Raw genomic sequence first — 18,340 nt, 5'->3', positions numbered from 1 at the left:
ATCGACGATCCGCGCGCCCCGATATCTGGAGAGCAATGACCCCCCGAGAGTCCGAGACCCCCCGCCCGCGCGGACGCAAGATGTCCGCGCGGGTGGGGAACCTCATCGCCGAGAAGATCTTCTCCGGCGGCCTCGTGGAAGGGCATCGACTCCCCACCGAGAAGGAGATGGTCGAGGAGTACGACGTCGGGCGCACCACGGTCCGAGAGGCTCTCCGGCTACTCGAGAGCCGAGACCTCGTGACCGTGAAGGCCGGCATCGGCGGTGGCCCCATCGCCAAGATGCCGCAACTCGAATCGCTCGGTCAGACGATGAAGCTGTTCTTCCAGCTCAACGGCGCGACCATCAGCGACGTGATCGACGTCCGTCTCATGCTCGAGCCGATCGTCGCGCGCGCCGCCGCGGACACCGTCACCGATCACCAGATCGAGATCATGCAGGGCGCCCTCGACCGGATCCTCGAGGACCCCCACGACCACGACGCCTTCCAGCTCAACAACGCGCTCTTCCAGCGCACGATCTACGACGCGGTCGGCAACCCCGCACTGAAGATCGTCATGGAGACCCTGTGGCTCCTCGTGCGCGACGCCGAACCGAGTGAACACCCCCTCGCGACTAGGCTGGAGGCGGTGGAACTCCAATCCGTGCTGCTGGACGCGATGCGCAGCCGCGATCCGGAGGCGGCCGAGGCCGCGATGGAGGTGTTCGTCGAGCGTTCCGCCCGGTACTACCGTCGCTACCTGGCCGAGGTCATCTCGCAGCCCGTGAAGTGGGAGCTGTAGGGATTCTCGAGCGGCGCATGTCGACTCGACACGCGGTGAGGCATGCCGGCGACTACCCAAAGCGGCCTCTCTGAACGAGTCCTTTGTAATGCTTCGCCGATATAGCGATTCGGTGCCTATCATCGCGAGCAGATCACTCTCTCGCGCGCTATCCCACCTCGCTCAGATCGGACCTACCTTGACGTCTGCAGTCTCGAATATCGCCGCATGGACCTTCGTCTCAGAGTGCCCGATTCCCGAGGATATCGGGCCGTTGCTCGTTCAAGGCGAGCAGCCGATCGCTGCGTACAAGACATTCCGCGACTCGGCGGTCTTCACCACAAAGCGCCTCATCGTGCGGGACGCGCAGGGCCTGACAGGCAAGAAGGTCGAGATCTACTCCCTGCCGTACAACGCGATCAACATGTGGTCGTCCGAGAACGCGGGGCGAATGCTCGACTTCAACGCCGAACTCGAACTGTGGACGAGGGCCGGGCACATCAAGATCAACCTGAACAAGGGTGTCGACATCCGGAAACTCGACCACCTGATCGCACATGTCGTACTCAATGGGTGAAAACAGGGGCCTTCGCCTGGCGGATTAGGCCGGTTGATTCACCGCGCGACCGATCAGGCGGACTTCTTGGCCGGAGTCTTCTTGGTCGCCGTCTTCTTGGTGGTGGACTTCTTGGTGGTGGACGTGGACCCCGCCGACTTCTTGGCCGACTCCTTCTTCGCCGGCTCCTTTTTCGCTGCGGCCTTCTTGGCTGGAGTCTTCTTCGCCGCCGTCTTTTTGGCCGGCGTCTTCTTGGCCGAACTCGAGCCGCTCTTCCCGGCCGAGGACTTCCTCTTCGAGCCGGAGTCCTCGTCGTCGTCGTCACTTTCGGCCGCGTCTCCCCCGCGGTCCTTCACGCTCGCGCGCAGGGCGGCCAGCAGGTCGGCCACCTCGTCGTCACCGTCGTCGTCGCTGGCCTCCTCCCGCTCCTCCACGGTGAACGCCTCGCCGCCGGCGGCCTTGGCCTCGATGAGCTCCTTGAGCTGATTCTGGTAGTCGTCCTCGTACTTCTCGGGCTCGAAGTCCGCGGCCATGGTCTCGATCAACGAGGCCGCCATCTTGACCTCCTGCGGCCGGACCTTCGCCTCCTTGTCCAAACCCTCGAGGATCGCCGGGCGGATCTCATCCGGCCACAGCAACGTCTGCAGCATCAGGATGTCCTTGTACACCCGCATCGCACACAACCTGGTGCGATTGCGCAGCGTGAAGGTGCAGATCGCCAACCGATCCGTCGACTCCAACGCCTCGCGCATCAACACGTACGCCCGGTTGGAGCGCGACGCCGGCTCCAGGAAGTAGGCGTTGTCAAAGGCCACCGGATCCACCTGATCGGCCGGGACGAACTCGGTGACCTCGATCTCGTGGGACTGCTCCACCGGCAGCGACGCCAGGTCGTCCTTGGTGAGGATGACCGTCTCGCCGTCGTCGGACTCGTACGCCTTGGCGATGTCCGAGTACTCGACCTCCTCGCCGTCGTCATCCCGCACCCGCTTGTAGCGGATGCGTACCCCGTCCTTCTTGTCCACCTGCCGCGCGCGCAGATCGTGGTCCTCGGTTGCCGAATACACCTTGACCGGCACGTTCACCAGACCAAAGGAGACCTCGCCCTTCCAGATGGATCGCATGGGAGCAGTATGCGCCAGACGGGCGGGGAGCGCCGCCGGACGGGGAGCAGCCCGCCTGCGCGCGCCGGGGCAGCTCGCCGTCCTGCACCGAGTGCGGGGCGGCCCACCAACTGATGCGCAAAACCTTACATTTCTTATGAACGGCGTTAAGATCAGGCAACACCGCTGACCCCTCACGGGCACTCCGGCCCCTCCTCGGTGTGATGCACGCCCAGGGAGACCTCCATGCACCCCTCACCGCCCACCGCTACCCGTGTAGCTCGCCGCGGCCTCGCGCTCATCTCCGCGGTGCTGCTGAGCGCCACCGCACTCGCCCAGATCTCACCAGCGCACGCTGCCGCAGCACCCGCCACCATCGACGGTCTGACGTACGTCGCGACCCCGGGCAACCCCACTGCCGGAGCTACCCTCACGTCCTGCGGGACCGCCGGGCCCACCATCAGCGTGCCGGACACCGTCACCATCGAGGGCGTCGACTACGCCGTCACAGCTATCGGCGACTATGCGTGCGACAGAAGGCAAATCACCTCTGTGACTCTGCCCAACGCGCTCGCCTCGATCGGGTACGCGGCGTTCTACGGCAACCAATTGGCATCGCTCACCCAGCCCAACACTCTCACCACCGTCGGCGGGCACGCGTTCGCCCAGAACCACTTGACGTCGTTGACCATGTCCCACAGTCTCACCACCATCGGCTACCACACGTTCGCCGAGAACCGGCTCACGTCGGTCGCTCTCCCCGAGAGCCTCACCACCGTGGGTGCCGGTGCATTCCATCTCAACCATCTGGAATCGATAACACTTCACGATGGCATTACGGCCATCGGCGCCAACGCGTTCAGTGGGAATCGCCTGACATCAGTTGCCTTGCCCGAGTCTCTCGGCACCATCGGCAACTGGGCTTTCGAAGCGAACCGGTTGACGTCAGTCCTGCTGCCCGACAGCCTCACTTCTATCGGTGAAGGTGCGTTCGGCTTCAATCCCGAACTGACGCAGGTCCGCTTCACCGGACCGGCACCGGCCACGATCACGGGAGCCGACCAGCAATACCCCTCCTTGGGAACCGCCGCGGGACTCACCGTGGCATTCCACGCCCGGCACCAGGGGCAGACCCCTCAGCAGGGCTTCACCACCCCCGAGTGGCGCGGTTACACCGCGATGCCCGCTTACACGCTGACATTCGACACCGGTGTCAGCGGGTCGATCGTCGAACCCGAGATCGTCTGGCCGGGTGCCCCCCTGACCATGCCCGCCGATCCGGTTCGCCCGTCGCACGTCTTCACCGGGTGGTTCACGCAGCTCTACCCGAAGAGACCGTTCGATCCCCAGGCACCCCTCACCTCGGATCTCACCCTGCGGGCCGGCTGGAAGTACTCCCAGGACTCGACCAGTCCCCCGCTCGTGGGCTCGACCTCCATGAACCTGGGCAGCCTCGGCGCGCTGGAGGCCGCGCCCGGGAACTGACCTCCCACGGGGGCTCGACTCCCGGGTGACCGACGGCACGCGCCCGGGCGCACCTGGAATGCTGTTCCCCATGCCCGCCGACGTCGCTCCCCTGCTCCTGATCGTCGCGGCGGCGTCCGTCATCCTGGGCACGGTCCTGCAGCGGGTCAGCGGGATGGGGGTCGGGCTGGTGGTGGCACCCACCCTCACCCTGCTCCTCGGGCCCGTCTCCGGGGTGTTGCTCACCAACCTCACCACCACGGTCTCCGCCGTGCTCATCGGCATCACGCTCCGCCGCGACATCGACTGGCACCGGTACGTCCGCCTCGCGCCCCTGATCGTGGTGGGGTCCGTGCCCGGTGCGCTCCTGGTCGGCGCCGCCGACCGCAGCTGGCTCGAGGTGATCATCGGAGCCGCCCTGATAGGCACGCTGCTGATGACGGCCCTCGTGCGGATCCCGCCGGTCAGCGGTGCCGTGCCGGCCGCGGTGGCCGGCACGGCAGGGGGCTTCCTCAACACCGCCGTGGGCGTGGCCGCACCCGCGATGCTGGTCTACGCGCAGGCCACCAACTGGAACCAGCGGTCCTTCGCCGCGACCCTGCAGCCCATCTTCTTCACGATGGGCTTGACCTCGGTCATCACCAAGGTCGGCCTGGGCGCCGCGCCGATCTCCGGACTGCCGCCGCTGCCGGTGATCGGGCTCGTGGTGGCGATGGTGCCGATCGGTCTCCTCCTCGGCGGACTCGTGGCCCGGCGGGCTACCGCGGAGGCGGGACGAAAGGTCGCGGTGGTCGTTGTGACCGCCGGAGCCCTCGCGCTCCTGGTGCGCGGGGTCGGGAGCGTGGCCGGGGTGTTCTAGGCGGGCGCGTTCCAGGCGGGCGCGTTCTACTCCTGCGCGTCCAGGCGGCGGCTCGGCAGGTGATAGCCCAGCAGGTGATAACTCAGCGCCTTGCCGTGGCCGTCGAGCACCGGCGAGCCGGTGACACCGCCCCCCAGCGCACCGGGCAGGACGAACACCAGTGCGCGCAGGCCGGGCAGGAGCCGGCGGACGACGGGCCCGGTCAGGTCCAGCGCGTAGTGCGCTGCCACGACCTCGGCCGTCAGGGCCTCGCTGAGCAGCTCGTACGCGGCGTCGTCCCGGGCCAGGACGTCAAGGATGAGGGTGTCACCCTTGTCCCCGGTGCGGACATCGGCATAGTCGTCGACGGTTCTCATCAGGCCTCCTCGATGCTGACACTGGTGTGGACCAGCGCGCGGGGCAGAGTGCAGGACCGGATGGCCAGCACCTCCTGCACGTGCTTCCGGGCGCCGCCGCCCGCGGCAGGTCCGTTGGTGTACAGCGACTCGACCTCCCAGCCCACGGCCTCGGCCGCGATCCGGTCCGGGACGCGGGCCGCGACCCGAAGCCGGACCTCCACCGGGTCACCGGCGTCGGCCAGCCCCCGGAAGGCGGCCCCGGCTCCGATCAGCTCCACCAGCACGGCCTCCGGGTCCAGCCCGTGGACCCGGGCGAGCCGGGTGCGCACGATGTCCGCGGCCAGCTCTGCGCGTGCGAGGGCGCGGGGCCCGGCATAGCTGATCTGCCCCTCCCCCAACCAGCCACCGCGGAAGCCCAGGGTCACCTTGAGCTCGTCCGGGCGCACCGCTCCGGCGCCGCCGGTCACGCGCACGCGATCGGGGCCGAGCTGGTCCAGAGCGACGCCGGTGAAGCTCGCGACCACGTCCGGGGTGACGTACGCCGACGGGTCGCCCACCTCGTACAACAACTGTTCGGTGACCGTGCGGGTGTCGATCAATCCCCCGGAGCCGGGCAGCTTGGAGAACACCGCCTCGCCGTCGCCTGCCACGTCCGCGAACGGGAAGCCCAGACGATCCAGTCCCGGGACGGGCTTGGTGACGGGGTCGGCAAAGTACCCGCCAGTCAGCTGGCCAGCGCACTCCAGCAGATGCCCGACCACGGTCCCCTGCCCGAGCAGGTCGCGATCCCCGGTCAGGTCCCAGCCGTGCTCGTGGGCTAGGGCACCCAGGTACAGGGCGGGGTCGGCGAGACGGCCGGCGATCACCACGTCGGCGCCCTCGGCCAGGGCTTCGGCCACCGGCGCGGCGCCGAGGTAGGCGTTGGCCGAGACCAGCTCGTCGGATTCCGAGGAGAGCGGTCGGCCGGTCTCCCACAGGACGGGGTCGGCCCGGCGGACGGCGTCCAGGACGTCGTCGCCGCTCACCACTCCCACCCGCGTGCCGGCCAGACCGTGCTCACGAGCGACCTCCACGGCGAGCGCGCCCGCGGCGACCGGGTCGGCCGCGCCGCCATTGGTGATGATCGTGGTGCCGTGCCGACGACAGTCCGGCAGTGTGGCCTCCAGGCGGCGCCTGAGCAACGGGTCGTACCCGTGGCCCGCGCCCGAGAGCCGCTGCGCGTTGGCGGACGCGATGGTGCGTTCCCCCAGGACCTCGAAGACCAGGTAGTCGAGGTCGGCAGAGCGGGCGAGTTCAGCGGCCGGGTCGATGCGGTCCCCGGCGAAGCCAGCGCCCGCGCCCAACCGGACCGTGCGGCCCGAGCCGCGGCTCATGCGGTGGCCCCGAAGGCGATCACGCCGGTCAGCAAGGCCACCACAACCATGACGACGCTCACCAACCACGCCCAGCCGAACAGCGCCTTGATGTGCTTGCCGATGTCCACCCCGGCCAGACCCACGAGCAGGTAGAAGGAGCCGGTGAGGGGGCTGATCGGGAAGCCGACCGTCTCCTGGCCGAGCAGTGCGGCCTGCGTCATCTCGATGGAGGAGACGCCGTACTGCTCACCCAGGGCGTTGAGCACCGGAAGCACCCCGAAGTAGAAGGCGTCCGGACCGAACAGCAGGCTCAGCGGGACGCCCAGCACGCCGATGATCACCGGCAGCCCGGGCGCGGCGGAGGAGGGGATGACCGAGGTGGCCGCGTCGGCCATCGCCGTGATCATCCCGGAGCCCTCGAGGATCCCGAGGAACGATCCCGCGGCGAGCAGCGTGGTGGCCATGAGCATCGCGCCGGTGGCGTGGGCCTCGATGCGGGCGGTCTGGCTCTTCAGGCCCGGGTAGTTGACCACCAGGGCCACGACGACGCCGACCAGGAAGATCAGTTCCGGCGGGGCCACGCCGACGATGAGGGCGGCCAGCACCGCGATCGTCAGCGCCGCGTTGAACCACATCAGGCGGGGCCGGCGCAGGGCCCGCTCCTCGTCGGTCAGCTCGTCGGCGGCCGGGGGCTCGGCCTCATCCTCAGGGGTCGGCTCATCGGAACTCGGGGTGTCGCCCGTGCTCGGGGGGCCGGCGGGCGTTGTCGTCGTCGTCGCTGTGGTGGTCCTCTCGGTGGCCACAGTGGCCGGCGCGGTCTCGGCCGGCTCGGTCACCAGGGCCTTGATCCGTCGGGCCTCCCTGGCCCCCAGGAACCAGGCGATGGCCAGGGCCACGACCATCCCGGCGAGCTGGGCGGGGATGAGCGGCACCCACAGGTCGTTGGCGGGGACGCCGGCGGTCGCGGCCGCCCGCGCGGTCGGCCCGCCCCAGGGCAGCAGGTTCATGGTTCCCGCACCCAGGCCCACGCACACGCTGAGCGTCAACCGACTCATGCCCAGGCGGTCGAAGAGGGGGATCATGGCCGGGATGGTGATGAGGAACGTGGTGGCCCCGGCGCCGTCCAGGTGGGCGGCCATCGCGAGCGCGGTGGTGGCCACGCAGATGGTGACCGGCGCGTTACCCGCCCAGCGGACGATGCGACGGATCAGGGGGTCGAAGAGGCCGGCGTCCCGCATCACCCCGAAGTAGGTGATGGCAAAGACGAACATCACCGTCACCCCGACCACGCCGCCCAGGCCGTCGGCGACGAACTCGCCGATCTCCGCCGGGCCGAACCCGGCGATCAGGGCAAAGACGATCGGCACCCCGGCCAGCGCCACCACCGCCGCCACGCGGTTGGAGAGCAGCAGAGCCAGAATGACCCCGATGGTGAGAAAACCTGCCCATGCGAGCACGAGAGCCCCTTTCGTCGGCTCTCAACAGTGTGAGGTGACTCACGTTATGCAGTCCAACATCATTCAGCGATAGATTCATGCGCCATGACCATGAATCTGGGCGTGCACCACCTCCGGGCCATCGTCGCGGTTGCCCACCACCGCAGCTTCACGCTCGCCGCCGCCGAACTCGGGGTGGCGCAGTCCTCGCTGAGCCGCACCGTCCTCGAGGCCGAGCGACGGCTGCGCACTCCGCTGTTCCAGCGCAGCACCCGCCGAGTCCTGCTGACGAGCGACGGGGAGGCTGTGGTGGCCGTGGCACGGGGCGTGATCGAGCACGTCGACACCGGCCTAGCCCACATCGAGGGCTACCTGGCCGGCACCAGGGGGAGCATCACCATCGCCACGCTGCCGTCGCTCGCGGCCACCCTGTTGCCACCGATGATCCGCGTCTACCAGCGGCTCCACCCCGACGTGGCGGTCCACGTGGAGGACAACCTCAGCGACCAGGTGACCGAGCACCTGCACAGCGGCCGGGCCGACCTCGCGTTGACCACCCACCCGGGAGACGGCCACGAGTACGTGGTCCGGCCCGTCGCCGAGGACAGTTTCTTCCTGGCCGTGCACCCCGACCACCGGTACGCCGGGGCCGAGACCGTGGGATGGAGTGACCTGGAGTCCGAGCCCCTGATCGCCTTCGGCCCGGCCTCCAGCGTCCACAAGGCGGTCACCGCGGCTCTGGACGACGCCGCCGTCTCCCCCGCCACGATCGTGCGCGCCCAGAACGTGGCCGCCGTCGCGGGGTTGGCCGCCTCGGGCCTGGGCGTGGCGCCGGTCCCGGGATTCGTGCTGCCCCTGATGCGCTTCGCCGGATTGTCCTTCGTCCCCCTGGCTCCCGAGCGTTCCCGGACCATCACCCTCGTCCGGCACCGCGACCGCCCGCTCTCCCCCGCCGTCGGAGCGTGGATGGACGTGGTGGACCGGCATCTCGGCTCCGGCCCGGAGGGGATGCTCGGCGTGCGGTGGGTGCAGCCCGGTGCCGGGTCGGGGGGTTCGACGCGTCCGTGATGGTGGCGGGGCGGTGAGGTGAGAAGACCCCGGGCCGCGGGTGCGGTCCGGGGTCTTCCTGGTATTCCAGCTGGCGCCTCGGTCGGCGCGCGTGCTGGTGCGTCAGCTGATCAGGAAATGCCGCCGAGAAGATCGGTCGGCAGCATCCCGGTCAGAGAGTCGGTTCCGCTGCCGTTGCCGCTGCTTGCCCCCTGGAGTAGCGAGCCGAGGCCGAGCGATCCCAGGATGGGGGCCGCCAGCGATCCGATAGCGAGCGAGCCGAGCGAACCGAGTGCATCTGAACCCATGGTGGACGTCCTTTCGGGCGGATGAGGGTGGTGAAGTGGCGCCGTTCGCGCCTGCCCGGCCGATGATAGCAGCGGTGTGGTGTGCGCCACACCGGTGAACAGGGCGGTGAGGTAGGGCTGGGGTGGGGACCCGAGGTGACGGGCGAGATCTGATGTGACGGCGCCACGGTCGCCCGCCGTCGTCCAGAATCGTCTCGTGAGAGAAATCGACCTTCCCCGCCCCGACACGATGGCCCCCAGGTGGTCCGCCCTGGCCGCGGTGCTCGCCGCGTACGGGCCGCGCTGGGCGGAGTCCGCCTACTCGGACGGCTCCACCTGGCACTACGACGACGGCGGCGGCAACTGGGCCGACATCCGCTTTGTCGGTAATGAGCGAGCAGTGCTTCTTGGCCACGATCACGAGTACTCAGAGACGTACTTCCGCGGCGCTGCGGAGTACTTCAGGGAGCCCGAGACCGACCTCCTGGCCGGCTGTCCCCCGTGGTGGGCGGAGGCGATCGGTGACTACCTCGAGCGGATCGACACCCACGGCATGTGGATCGGCTTCATCTACGGGTACGACGGAGGTACGTGGACGCGCGCCGACTACAGCGCCGACGACGGCTTCAGCTCCCTGAACCTGCCGGTGCTCGACGACCGGCCCGTACTCAAGCAGATCTTCGACCAGCTCACGATGTCGATCGGGGGCCGCCCTGCCGCGGCAGACCCCGACCCACGGGACCTCGACCGGATGCTCGCCGAATGCCCCGACCTCAGCGCCGACACCGCACAGGCGCTGCTGGGCGGGCGGGAGCTCGATGTGGACGCGGCCCTCCGCGCAGCGCACCAGTTCCGGCGGAAGGGCTGACCTACTGCCAGCTTCGGTCAGGCCGCACTACGACTGTCCGGTGTGTCGCAACGAGGCGATCGAGATGGCGAGGCACGCGAGGCTGTGGCTGCCTGTCGCTCTAGTCCTGTCCGAACTCGAACCCGGACGACATCCTCAGCGCGAAAGGCCAAGGCGCGGTCCGTTTCCCTTGAGCCATTGTGTCGACGAACCTGGCGGTGGCCGAACGCTGTCCTGATAGCCGAGTGTCGAGCGATGCGCCAACCTGGGGCCCGCCCGTCCAGCGGTGCTGTTGATTCGGAAGTACTCGCTGGCCTGCGATTATGTGAGGGATCGTTCAGGTGTGACCTCCTGCACAGCGATGCTGTAGCTTGCGTCACAGCATCCGTTGAGGGGAGAAATAGATGTTGTTCAGGGGGAGTTCAGTTGCCGCGTCATGCGCGGCTCTGGCCTTGGGTCTTGTCGCGCCGATGGCGTCTGCGCAGAGCTCGCAAACAGAGATCGTGAGTGGAATCTGGGAAGGGGCGCGACCAGCCCTCGCTCACGCGGCGCCGCACGATGACCAGATGTTCTACGAAGTACCGGCAGAGCTCGAATTGCGAACTGTAACGCCAGGGACGATTCTGCGGGAACGTGAGATCAGCTACCACGTGGCGACATTGCCGACGCCCGTGCGGGTCACGCAGATCCTTTACGCCACGACCAATGTGCGTGGTGAGATCGAGGAAAACGTCACCAGTGTCCTGCACCCACCGGGGGCTGCGTCGGGAAATGTGGTGTCGTACCAGTCTTTCTACGACTCGTTGAACCCACTGGACAACCCGTCGCGGATAATCGCCGGGAACCAGTCGCTCGGCGGTCTGGTGACAACTGGCGAGACCGCCCTCATCGCGCCGGCTCTTCTGGCGGGCCACGCGGTGGTGATTGCAGACATCCAGGGCAAGGACGCAAACTTCGCCTCAGGGCCCGGCTATGGCACAGCAACCTTGGATTCGTTGCGCGCGGCCATCGCCTCAGCGTCGGCACCGGTGCGCCAGGACTCCCGTATCGGTCTCCTCGGCTACTCCGGGGGCGCGATCGGTACCAACTGGGCGGCCATCCTGGTCTCTGAGTACGCCCCAGAACTGCAGTCCCACATTGTCGGAGCCGCTCAGGGCGGGTTGCTCGTCAATCCGGTCAACAACCTCGGGTATGCCGGAGAAGGACCGCTGTGGAGCGGTGTGGTGGGCATGGCGCTGGCGGGCCTGACCCGCGCCTACGACGTCGACACCTCCCAGTACCTCAACGAACACGGACAGCGCGTGGTGGAGGATGTGCGAAACCTGTCGATCATTGAGGCACTCGGCCGCTACCCCAGCCTGCGATGGGCGGACATCGCGCGTCCCGAGTTCCCGACCCCGCAGGACGCGCCAGAATTGATGGACGTGATCCACCAGATCAACATGGGTACCAGGTCACAATCGACGATCCCGATGTTCGTGTTCGAGGGAGCCGGCGGGTTCCTCGAAGGCACACCTCCGGGCGGAGACGGCGTCGGCCCGGGCGACGGGGTGATGGTCGCGGGAGATGTCCGCACACTGATGCGTGACTACTGCGCTGTAGGCGCCCAAATCGAGTACCGCGAGTACCCCTGGCTCAGCCACGGCATGACCGCTGTTCCGTGGCTGATCGAGGGGTACCACTGGCTGGAGGGACGACTTCGCGGCGTCCCGGCGACCAACAACTGCCACACCATTCCTCCCGGCAACGACCTAACCGGGGGTTGAGCCGAGGCGATCGAGTTCGTTCCGGCGCCTGTCACTCTGCAGCAACAATGTGTCGATGGGATGTGTGGCGCTAGACCCGTTGCGCCATTCGTCCCAGTCCCTCGACGCGCGTCATCATGCCGATGTAGCCCAGTTCACGACGGGCGGCGTCGTCGTTGGTCGTAAATTCCCGTCCGATCAACCGCACCATCGTGCGAGTCAGCGGCGGGTCGCCCTTGTCGGTACTCAGCGCCGCGAAGGCTTCCATGAGGCGCCCGAAGGTGAATGCGACTCGGTAGGGCACGGAGCGCACACCATCGATCGAGTGTCCTTCTAGTGTGGCGAGCCCATCGACGAATTCTCGGAAAGTGACCAGGTCGCGGTCGTTGATGAAATAGGGGCGCCCGCCGGTGCCACGTTCCAGCGCGCACTGCACCGCCTCCACGACGTTCTCGACATGGATGGTGGACGCCGGGTATTCGCCGCGGCCGATGAATGCGAAGTGACCGGACTCGATGGCGTGGGGAAGCTGCGTGCTGAACGGCCCCCCGGGACCCCAGAGCGCTGGCGGGCGAAGGGCGATAGTGCGGAAGCCGGGGACGTTGGCCGCCAACACCGCCGCCTCACCCTGAGACTTGCTGGCAATGTAACCCGAAAAGCTATGCGGGTAGGTGGGCGCTGATTCATCGATGTTGCTGGTCGGCGTGCCTCGATCGTCCATGGCCACCGCGGCGGCACTGATGTAGACAAATGTTGAAGCCCCGGCACGCCGGGCTGCGTTCAACGCGGCCTCAGTGCCCACGACATTCGCGCTGAAGTACGGGGCGCGCGGCCCGGCAAAGCGGAACAGCGCCGCGGCATGAACAACCGCGTCGACCGCGGGCAGCGATAGTTCGTCGGGTGTGTCGAGGTCCCCCGGCACTGGTGTCGCGCCCAAGGCGCGCACTACCTCAGAAGACGACGCCGAGCGCGCGAGGGCGAAGACGGTATGACCGTCATGGACGAGCCGGGGAATCAGGTGGGCGCCGAGGAATCCGGAGCCGCCGGTGACGACAATCTTCATGTTGGTTTCTCACTTTCAATGGGGTTGCAGATGGATTGCACTGCGCGTTCGCGCAAGGTCGTCACGACGGTCGGATCTGGCTGCCGCTCCGGTGCCAACACGTAGAGAGTCGACGCTGCGTGCGCCGAGGACCAGATGAGGTCCGCTGCCGCTTCCACGTCCATAGCGAGGTGACCGTCGGCCTCAATGGCCGCGAGGCGCTCCACGAGAAGCGCGCGTCCCGCATCAGCGGCGGGAATTGTGGCCCCTTGCAAGACGCGGACCGCCATCGCGGCGTACAGCCGTGGTCGTTCCGCGGCAAAGCGGACGTAGTTGTCCCAGCCCTGCCGTAGCGCTACTACCGGATCGGCCGAGAAGGGTTCGGCCTTCTTGCTCATGAGGAACTGCGCGAACGCTTCGGTGATCGCGGCACTGAGAAGGCCGTCGGCACTGCCGAAATGGTGATACAGAGTCGGGGCAGTGACGTTGGCGATCGCACACACCGCACGCGTCGAGAACCCTGTCTCTCCCTGTTGTTCCACAACCTGCAACGCCGCGGCCACCAGTAGCGATTTCTTATCCATGAATCGAATATAGCACTGTTATAGGACGCGCGCTATAGCGGTGCTACATTTTCTCGGCACCGGAGGGGCGCGCTGTGGGCGGGGTCTCGCAGGGTTGACAGAAGAGACTGAGCGTTCAGTGCGTCCAACTCGACCCGAAGCGCACTCCGGCTCCCTCGCCGGTCGCCTATGTCCGACTCGGGTGCCAGAGTGGACCCATGGCGAGCAAGGGCGGCAAGGAGTCGGTCGAGGTCGACGGGCGGACCGTGCGGTTCACCCACCCCGACAAGGTGCTCTACGACGCGACCGGCACCACCAAGGCAGATGTCCTGGAGTACTACCTCGCAGTGGCGCCGCACCTGATGACGTACGCCGGCCAGCGTCCCGTGACGCGCAAGCGCTGGCCCGACGGCACCGAGGACAAGTCGTTCTTCGAGAAGAACCTGCCCTCCCACGCGCCCGACTGGGTGTCGCGGGTGGCGATCGAGCACTCCTCGCGCACCGTCACCTACCCGGTGCTCGACTCCCCCGCCACGCTGGCGTGGTTCGCCCAGCAGGCCGCGCTCGAACTACACGTGCCGCAGTGGACCCTGTCCGACGGCGAGCCGGGGCGGACACGACGGATCGTCATCGACCTGGACCCCGGCCAGGACGTCGACCTGGATACGACGGCAAAGGTCGCACTGCGCGTCCGCGACCTCCTCTCCGAGGCCGGACTGGACGCCTTCGCCGTGACCAGCGGATCCAAGGGCATCCACCTCTACGCCCGCCTGGACAAGGCCGTCTCCTCCAAGGGCGCCTCCGCGGTGGCCAAGCAGATCGCCCAGTCGCTGGCCAAGCAGACCCCGGACCTGGTCACCGCCACCATGAAGCGCTCTATCCGCGACGGCAAAGTCTTCGTGGACTGGAGCCAGAACAGCGGCGCCAAGACCACCGTGGCGCCCTACTCACTTCGCGGCCGCGCCGAGCCGTGGGTCGCGGCCCCGCGCTCGTGGGAGGAACTCGGCGACGGCGGGCTCAAGCACCTGCATTGGGACGAGATGCTCAAGCGACTCGAGTCCGAGGGCGACCTACTCGAAGGCCTGGAGGGACCCGCGAAGAAGGGCGGCGCGTCAAAGAAGGGTGCCGCCAAGAAGTCGTCGGCATCGCGGGAGAAGAAGTCGGGGGGCAGCAAGAAGAGCTCGTCGTCGTCATCGGATGACGGGGACCCCGAGCGCGCCGGTTCCGATTCATCCGGTGCCGATTCAGGTGGCTCCGATTCCGAGGACACCGACTCCACCCGCGCCGCGGCCGAAGAGGGCTGCGACGCCGGCCCCACCGACGCCGACGCCGTCGTGACCAGCCTCGAGGAGTACCGCCGTAAGCGCGATCGCCGCAAGACCCCGGAGCCGTTCGACGGCGAGGTCGACACCGATCGCTCCGACGGCGACGGCCCGATCTTCGTAATCCAGGAGCACCACGCCCGCCGCCTGCACTTTGACCTGCGGCTGGAGCATCACGGCGTGCTGGCCTCGTGGGCGGTGCCCAAGAACCTGCCCACCGAGCCCAAGGATCGGCGACTGGCCGTCAACACCGAGGACCACCCGCTGGGTTACGAGACGTTCGAGGGCACCATCCCCAAGGGCGAATACGGCGCCGGGACCATGACCGTCTGGGACCGCGGCACCTACGAGTGCGAGAAGTGGCGCGAGGACGAGATCATCGTGTGGCTGAACGGCGACAAGGTCTCAGGCCGGTACGTGTTGGTTCGCACGAGCGCCGAGAAGAACCAGTGGATCGTGCAGTACATGAAGGACCAATCGCCGGACTCTTTCTACGGCGGGCGTGACAACCCGAAGTCGTCGTATCCCACGGACGATGATCGTTCCGGAGGGTCCGACAAGTCACCTCCCCGCGGCTCGGGCAAGGCGACTGCCCGCGACTCGGACAAGCCGGGTGACCGGAGTTCGGACGATGACCCGACCAGCGATTCGGACACGGCCAGCCGACCCGACGCTCCCCCACTGCCGATGATCCCCACCTCGGGGTCGGTGACATCCCTGCCCGAGGACAAGTGGGCCTTCGAGGGCAAGTGGGACGGCTACCGCGTGACCGTGTCGACCGATGGCAGGCAGAGTCGGCTGATGAGCCGCAACGGCAACTCGATGGACTGGCTGGCCGACGGCTTTCCCGGGCTGGCACAGGCGATCGGGAAACCCGCGGTGCTCGACGGCGAACTGGTGGTGCCAGGTCCGGACGGCGTGCCCGAGTTCTCCGCACTGGCCAAGCAGGCCGCCGCGGAAGGAGACGACTCGTCGATCGGCCCGGTGCACCTGTTCGTCTTTGACGTGCTTGGACTCGACGGTGTGGACCTGCGCCGCGAGCGGTGGGACCGGCGTCGCGAGGTGCTCGACCTGCTGACGCCGGCGCTGGAGGAGGTCGAGCGAGTGCACGTGCCGGGGGTTCTCGACGGCCCCGGCGAGCGCGCACTGGACGAGGCCGAGGAGTTCGGCTGGGAGGGCATCGTGGCCAAGCGCCGGGACTCGCACTACCAGTCGGGCAAGCGGGCCAAGACCTGGCTCAAGGAGAAGCTGCTCACCACGACCGAGGCCGTGATCGGTGGCTGGCGACCGGGCAAGGGCGGGCGCTCAGGCTCACTCGGCTCGCTGCTGCTCGGGCTGCCCGCGCAGACCGGGCTCACCTACATCGGCCGCGTGGGCACCGGCTTCAGCGACCGGCAGGGCAAGGCGCTCCTCGAGGAGCTTGAACCCCTGCGCCGCCGCTCGAGCCCGTTCCTCGAGGACCTGCCGTCCGACGCCCGCCGCGACGCTATCTGGGTGCTACCCAAGCTCGTGGTGGAGGTCCGCCACCAGGGGTTCACCGAGGACGGGGTGCTGCGGCAGTCGTCGTGGCGGGACATCCGACGCGACAAGCTGCCGGGGGATCTCTAGCTCAGCTGGTCGCAGCTTTCCCCGGGGCCTCGCGCACGTCGCACTCGCGGCGCGCAGCCCCTCGCGCAAGTTGCTCACCGCGCGGGTGCCTCTCGCGCTCCCCTCGCGCACGCTTTCGTACTGGTCGCAGCTACCGAGCTTTTGGTCGTGGCTACCGCGGCAAATGGGACGTTTCACCGCGCTGAGTACGACCACAATGCGGGGGCTACCCGGCTCACCTGGTGGTGACCACGCGGGAGTTACCCGCGTCCTGAACCGAGCAACACCGAGCCGCGAGAGCAGCGCACAGCCGCGACCCACGTCAGTGTTCGGCCCGCGCGAAGCGCTACTACTACCGACCCTGCGGGAAGAAGCGCCCAAACCCGCGCCTTCCGGCGGAGTCGTACTGATTCACCAGGTGCCTGAGCCGCAAGTTCAGCTCATCCATCCGGGCGGTGCGCACCAGAAGGTCGTCGATCGTGTCCGCTTCCGGCCGGGCGTCGTTGAGCAGCGCATCGGCGTCCTCGAGCACGTCCAGGAACTCCGGATCCCTCGCGGCCCTGTCCTCGATTCTCGGGAACCTCTCGACCAGCGCGGTCCCCACTGCCCGGCTCTCCCGCAGGTCGTACCAGGCCTCCACCGTCAGCGAGAGTGCTCTGTGGGCCGAGTCGTGTGCTGCCTCGGCGGACGCGAGCGCCTTCTTCGCCGTCACCTGCAGTGGGTCCACCCCGGCCAGCAGCCTGCGTCGGTGGCCGAGTTCGTCGATGGCGGACCGCACCAGCCAGGTGGTGTACCAGAACCAGCCCGCGATCACCGCCAGGAACAGCAGGCCTATGACCACGGGAACGAGGAGCCTCAGCACGACGTCCCCCGCCCGGTCGCAAGAACCCGGAGCGATCTCATGACCCCGCCACCAGCGCGATGACGATCGAGAGCGGGACCGCCAGGGCCACCGCGGCGCCGACGAGCTTGGCGATGGCCGACCACAACAGCCGGGACGCCTCCGTGCGCGCGCCCTGTTCGTCGATCACGCAGGCCTCCCGGGCCGCCACCTCCACTCGAGTGGCCGTCCCCTCCGGCCAGCCTCGCGGCACCCGGCGCATTGGGTTGCGTCCGAGATCGTCGGCGATGAGGGCGGCACGCTGGCTTGACCACTCCCGCAGGCCTGCGTCCAGTCGGGTGCGGGCCTGCTCGGCGGCAGCGTTCTGTTGCCGGTCAACGGAACCGGAGTACATCTCCATCGATGCCATCGGGAACGGCCACCTCCCCCTGCGCGGTTGCGGGCCGAGTCAGAGCCCATTGTCCCACTCGCGGGAGCAGGCGCCGTGTCGTTCCGGACACACCCACAGCTCAGTCGGCGACGTACGGGTTGGTCGCGTGGCGATGGCGGACCCGGGCGGGCAGCACGAAGAGCATGACCGCCACCAGGACCGCCATCGCCGCTCCGGCCGCGAGCCCGGGCAGTGTCCCGGCCACCAGCGAGAACACCAGCGTGGCCAGCCCCACTAACGCGATCGACAGCATGGCCAGGCCCACGCGCGCGAGCGTTGCGGACAGTCGCAGCACCCGGTCCTTGCGATGGGAGCGGAACACGGCGCGGTGGATCATCACCGGAGCCAGCAGGACGACCGTCGAGGCCAGGGCGAGTGACAGGACCACCAGGTAGAGGGCGCGGCCGCCACCACCGATGTCGGCGAAACGGTCTTGGAACGGCACCACCAGCAGAAAGCCGGTGAGCACCTGCCCGCCGGTCTGGACGATGCGCAGCTCTTGGAGCAGCTCGATCCAGTTGCGGTCGATGCGCTGCGCCTCGGACTCATTCCGTTCCGCGGACGCGTCGTCCTGCTCTCGTTCTGCGGGAACGTCCTCGTCTCGCTCGCCGACTCCGTCGACCTGCATGTCGCTCCCTTCGCCGCGTGTCCTCCCATCGTCGTCCGACCAACGCGGCGACGGAAGTCCTCCCTGAAATCCGCAGGGCCCGCCCACACCAGGGCGGGCCCTTCGGCTTCGGGATTGCGGCAGCCGCGA

At 68.1% G+C, this 18,340-nt stretch carries 18 protein-coding genes; 8 read left to right on the top strand and 10 right to left on the bottom strand.

Annotation, left to right across the window (positions count from 1 at the left end; genetic code table 11):
* Positions 1-35: 35 nt before the first annotated feature.
* Together ABIE38_RS12870 and ABIE38_RS12865 are read left to right on the top strand one after the other, a co-directional pair.
* On the top strand, positions 36-782 hold the full coding sequence (locus ABIE38_RS12870; RefSeq protein WP_354056847.1) for a FadR/GntR family transcriptional regulator: 747 nt from the start codon (positions 36-38) through the stop codon (positions 780-782).
* A gap of 178 nt (positions 783-960) precedes the next feature.
* The gene (locus tag ABIE38_RS12865) at positions 961-1,338 is read left to right on the top strand and encodes a PH domain-containing protein (protein WP_354056845.1); all 378 of its coding nucleotides are present in this window, start codon (positions 961-963) and stop codon (positions 1,336-1,338) included.
* A gap of 53 nt (positions 1,339-1,391) precedes the next feature.
* Here ABIE38_RS12865 and ku read toward each other — a convergent pair whose 3' ends face one another.
* Positions 1,392-2,441, bottom strand: coding sequence for a non-homologous end joining protein Ku (gene ku / locus ABIE38_RS12860; RefSeq protein ID WP_354056843.1), 1,050 nt, complete (start codon positions 2,439-2,441; stop codon positions 1,392-1,394).
* Positions 2,442-2,885: 444 nt separating this feature from the next.
* On the opposite strand from ku, the gene ABIE38_RS12855 reads away from it, so the two are divergent.
* Together ABIE38_RS12855 and ABIE38_RS12850 are read left to right on the top strand one after the other, a co-directional pair.
* Positions 2,886-3,905, top strand: a complete 1,020-nt coding sequence (locus tag ABIE38_RS12855; RefSeq protein WP_354056841.1) for a leucine-rich repeat protein — start codon at positions 2,886-2,888, stop codon at positions 3,903-3,905.
* A 70-nt stretch (positions 3,906-3,975) separates the two neighbouring features.
* On the top strand, positions 3,976-4,743 hold the full coding sequence (locus tag ABIE38_RS12850; protein ID WP_354056839.1) for a TSUP family transporter: 768 nt from the start codon (positions 3,976-3,978) through the stop codon (positions 4,741-4,743).
* Positions 4,744-4,769: 26 nt separating this feature from the next.
* On the opposite strand, the gene ABIE38_RS12845 is transcribed toward ABIE38_RS12850, so the two are convergent.
* Genes ABIE38_RS12845 through ABIE38_RS12835 form a run of 3 tightly spaced genes read right to left on the bottom strand, consistent with a single transcriptional unit; the run spans position 4,770 to position 7,893 of the window.
* A complete protein-coding gene (locus tag ABIE38_RS12845; protein ID WP_354056837.1) occupies positions 4,770-5,099 on the bottom strand; it encodes an AtuA-related protein in 330 nt (109 codons plus the stop codon).
* Positions 5,099-6,454: an acyclic terpene utilization AtuA family protein gene (locus tag ABIE38_RS12840; RefSeq protein WP_354056835.1), complete on the bottom strand. Its 1,356-nt coding sequence runs from the start codon at positions 6,452-6,454 to the stop codon at positions 5,099-5,101. Before ABIE38_RS12840 ends, ABIE38_RS12845 begins: the two co-directional genes overlap by 1 nt.
* Entirely contained in the window at positions 6,451-7,893 is a 1,443-nt protein-coding gene (locus ABIE38_RS12835) for a CitMHS family transporter (protein WP_354056833.1), read from the bottom strand. The genes ABIE38_RS12840 and ABIE38_RS12835 overlap by 4 nt, the downstream gene beginning before the upstream one ends.
* Before the next feature lie 84 nt (positions 7,894-7,977).
* Here ABIE38_RS12835 and ABIE38_RS12830 point away from each other — a divergent pair, with 84 nt between their 5' ends.
* Positions 7,978-8,940, top strand: coding sequence for a LysR family transcriptional regulator (locus ABIE38_RS12830; protein ID WP_354056831.1), 963 nt, complete (start codon positions 7,978-7,980; stop codon positions 8,938-8,940).
* A gap of 110 nt (positions 8,941-9,050) precedes the next feature.
* On the opposite strand, the gene ABIE38_RS12825 is transcribed toward ABIE38_RS12830, so the two are convergent.
* Entirely contained in the window at positions 9,051-9,227 is a 177-nt protein-coding gene (locus tag ABIE38_RS12825) for a hypothetical protein (RefSeq protein WP_017835826.1), read from the bottom strand.
* A 196-nt stretch (positions 9,228-9,423) separates the two neighbouring features.
* Here ABIE38_RS12825 and ABIE38_RS12820 point away from each other — a divergent pair, with 196 nt between their 5' ends.
* Positions 9,424-10,074: a hypothetical protein gene (locus tag ABIE38_RS12820; RefSeq protein WP_354056829.1), complete on the top strand. Its 651-nt coding sequence runs from the start codon at positions 9,424-9,426 to the stop codon at positions 10,072-10,074.
* A gap of 545 nt (positions 10,075-10,619) precedes the next feature.
* Complete coding sequence (locus tag ABIE38_RS12815; protein WP_354056827.1) at positions 10,620-11,819, top strand: lipase family protein; 1,200 nt, start codon at positions 10,620-10,622, stop codon at positions 11,817-11,819.
* Positions 11,820-11,889: 70 nt separating this feature from the next.
* Here the strand turns inward: ABIE38_RS12815 and ABIE38_RS12810 are convergent, their stop codons facing one another.
* Positions 11,890-12,861, bottom strand: a complete 972-nt coding sequence (locus ABIE38_RS12810; RefSeq protein WP_354056825.1) for an NAD-dependent epimerase/dehydratase family protein — start codon at positions 12,859-12,861, stop codon at positions 11,890-11,892.
* Positions 12,858-13,424, bottom strand: a complete 567-nt coding sequence (locus ABIE38_RS12805; protein ID WP_354056823.1) for a TetR/AcrR family transcriptional regulator — start codon at positions 13,422-13,424, stop codon at positions 12,858-12,860. Before ABIE38_RS12805 ends, ABIE38_RS12810 begins: the two co-directional genes overlap by 4 nt.
* Before the next feature lie 197 nt (positions 13,425-13,621).
* On the opposite strand from ABIE38_RS12805, the gene ABIE38_RS12800 reads away from it, so the two are divergent.
* Positions 13,622-16,333: an ATP-dependent DNA ligase gene (locus ABIE38_RS12800; protein ID WP_354056821.1), complete on the top strand. Its 2,712-nt coding sequence runs from the start codon at positions 13,622-13,624 to the stop codon at positions 16,331-16,333.
* Between the two features lie 331 nt (positions 16,334-16,664).
* Here ABIE38_RS12800 and ABIE38_RS12795 read toward each other — a convergent pair whose 3' ends face one another.
* The 3 genes from ABIE38_RS12795 to ABIE38_RS12785 all read right to left on the bottom strand — a co-directional run bounded on the left by ABIE38_RS12795 (position 16,665) and on the right by ABIE38_RS12785 (position 18,211).
* Positions 16,665-17,174, bottom strand: a complete 510-nt coding sequence (locus ABIE38_RS12795) for a hypothetical protein (RefSeq protein ID WP_354056819.1) — start codon at positions 17,172-17,174, stop codon at positions 16,665-16,667.
* A 37-nt stretch (positions 17,175-17,211) separates the two neighbouring features.
* On the bottom strand, positions 17,212-17,562 hold the full coding sequence (locus ABIE38_RS12790) for a hypothetical protein (RefSeq protein WP_354056817.1): 351 nt from the start codon (positions 17,560-17,562) through the stop codon (positions 17,212-17,214).
* Positions 17,563-17,662: 100 nt separating this feature from the next.
* Entirely contained in the window at positions 17,663-18,211 is a 549-nt protein-coding gene (locus tag ABIE38_RS12785; protein ID WP_354056815.1) for a DUF6328 family protein, read from the bottom strand.
* Positions 18,212-18,340 lie beyond the last annotated feature (129 nt).

It is taken from the genome of Dietzia sp. 2505 (assembly GCF_040546785.1).
Taxonomy (GTDB): Bacteria; Actinomycetota; Actinomycetes; order Mycobacteriales; family Mycobacteriaceae; genus Dietzia.
Note: the sequence above shows the minus strand (reverse complement) of the source record. Positions and strands in the feature narration are given on the sequence as shown.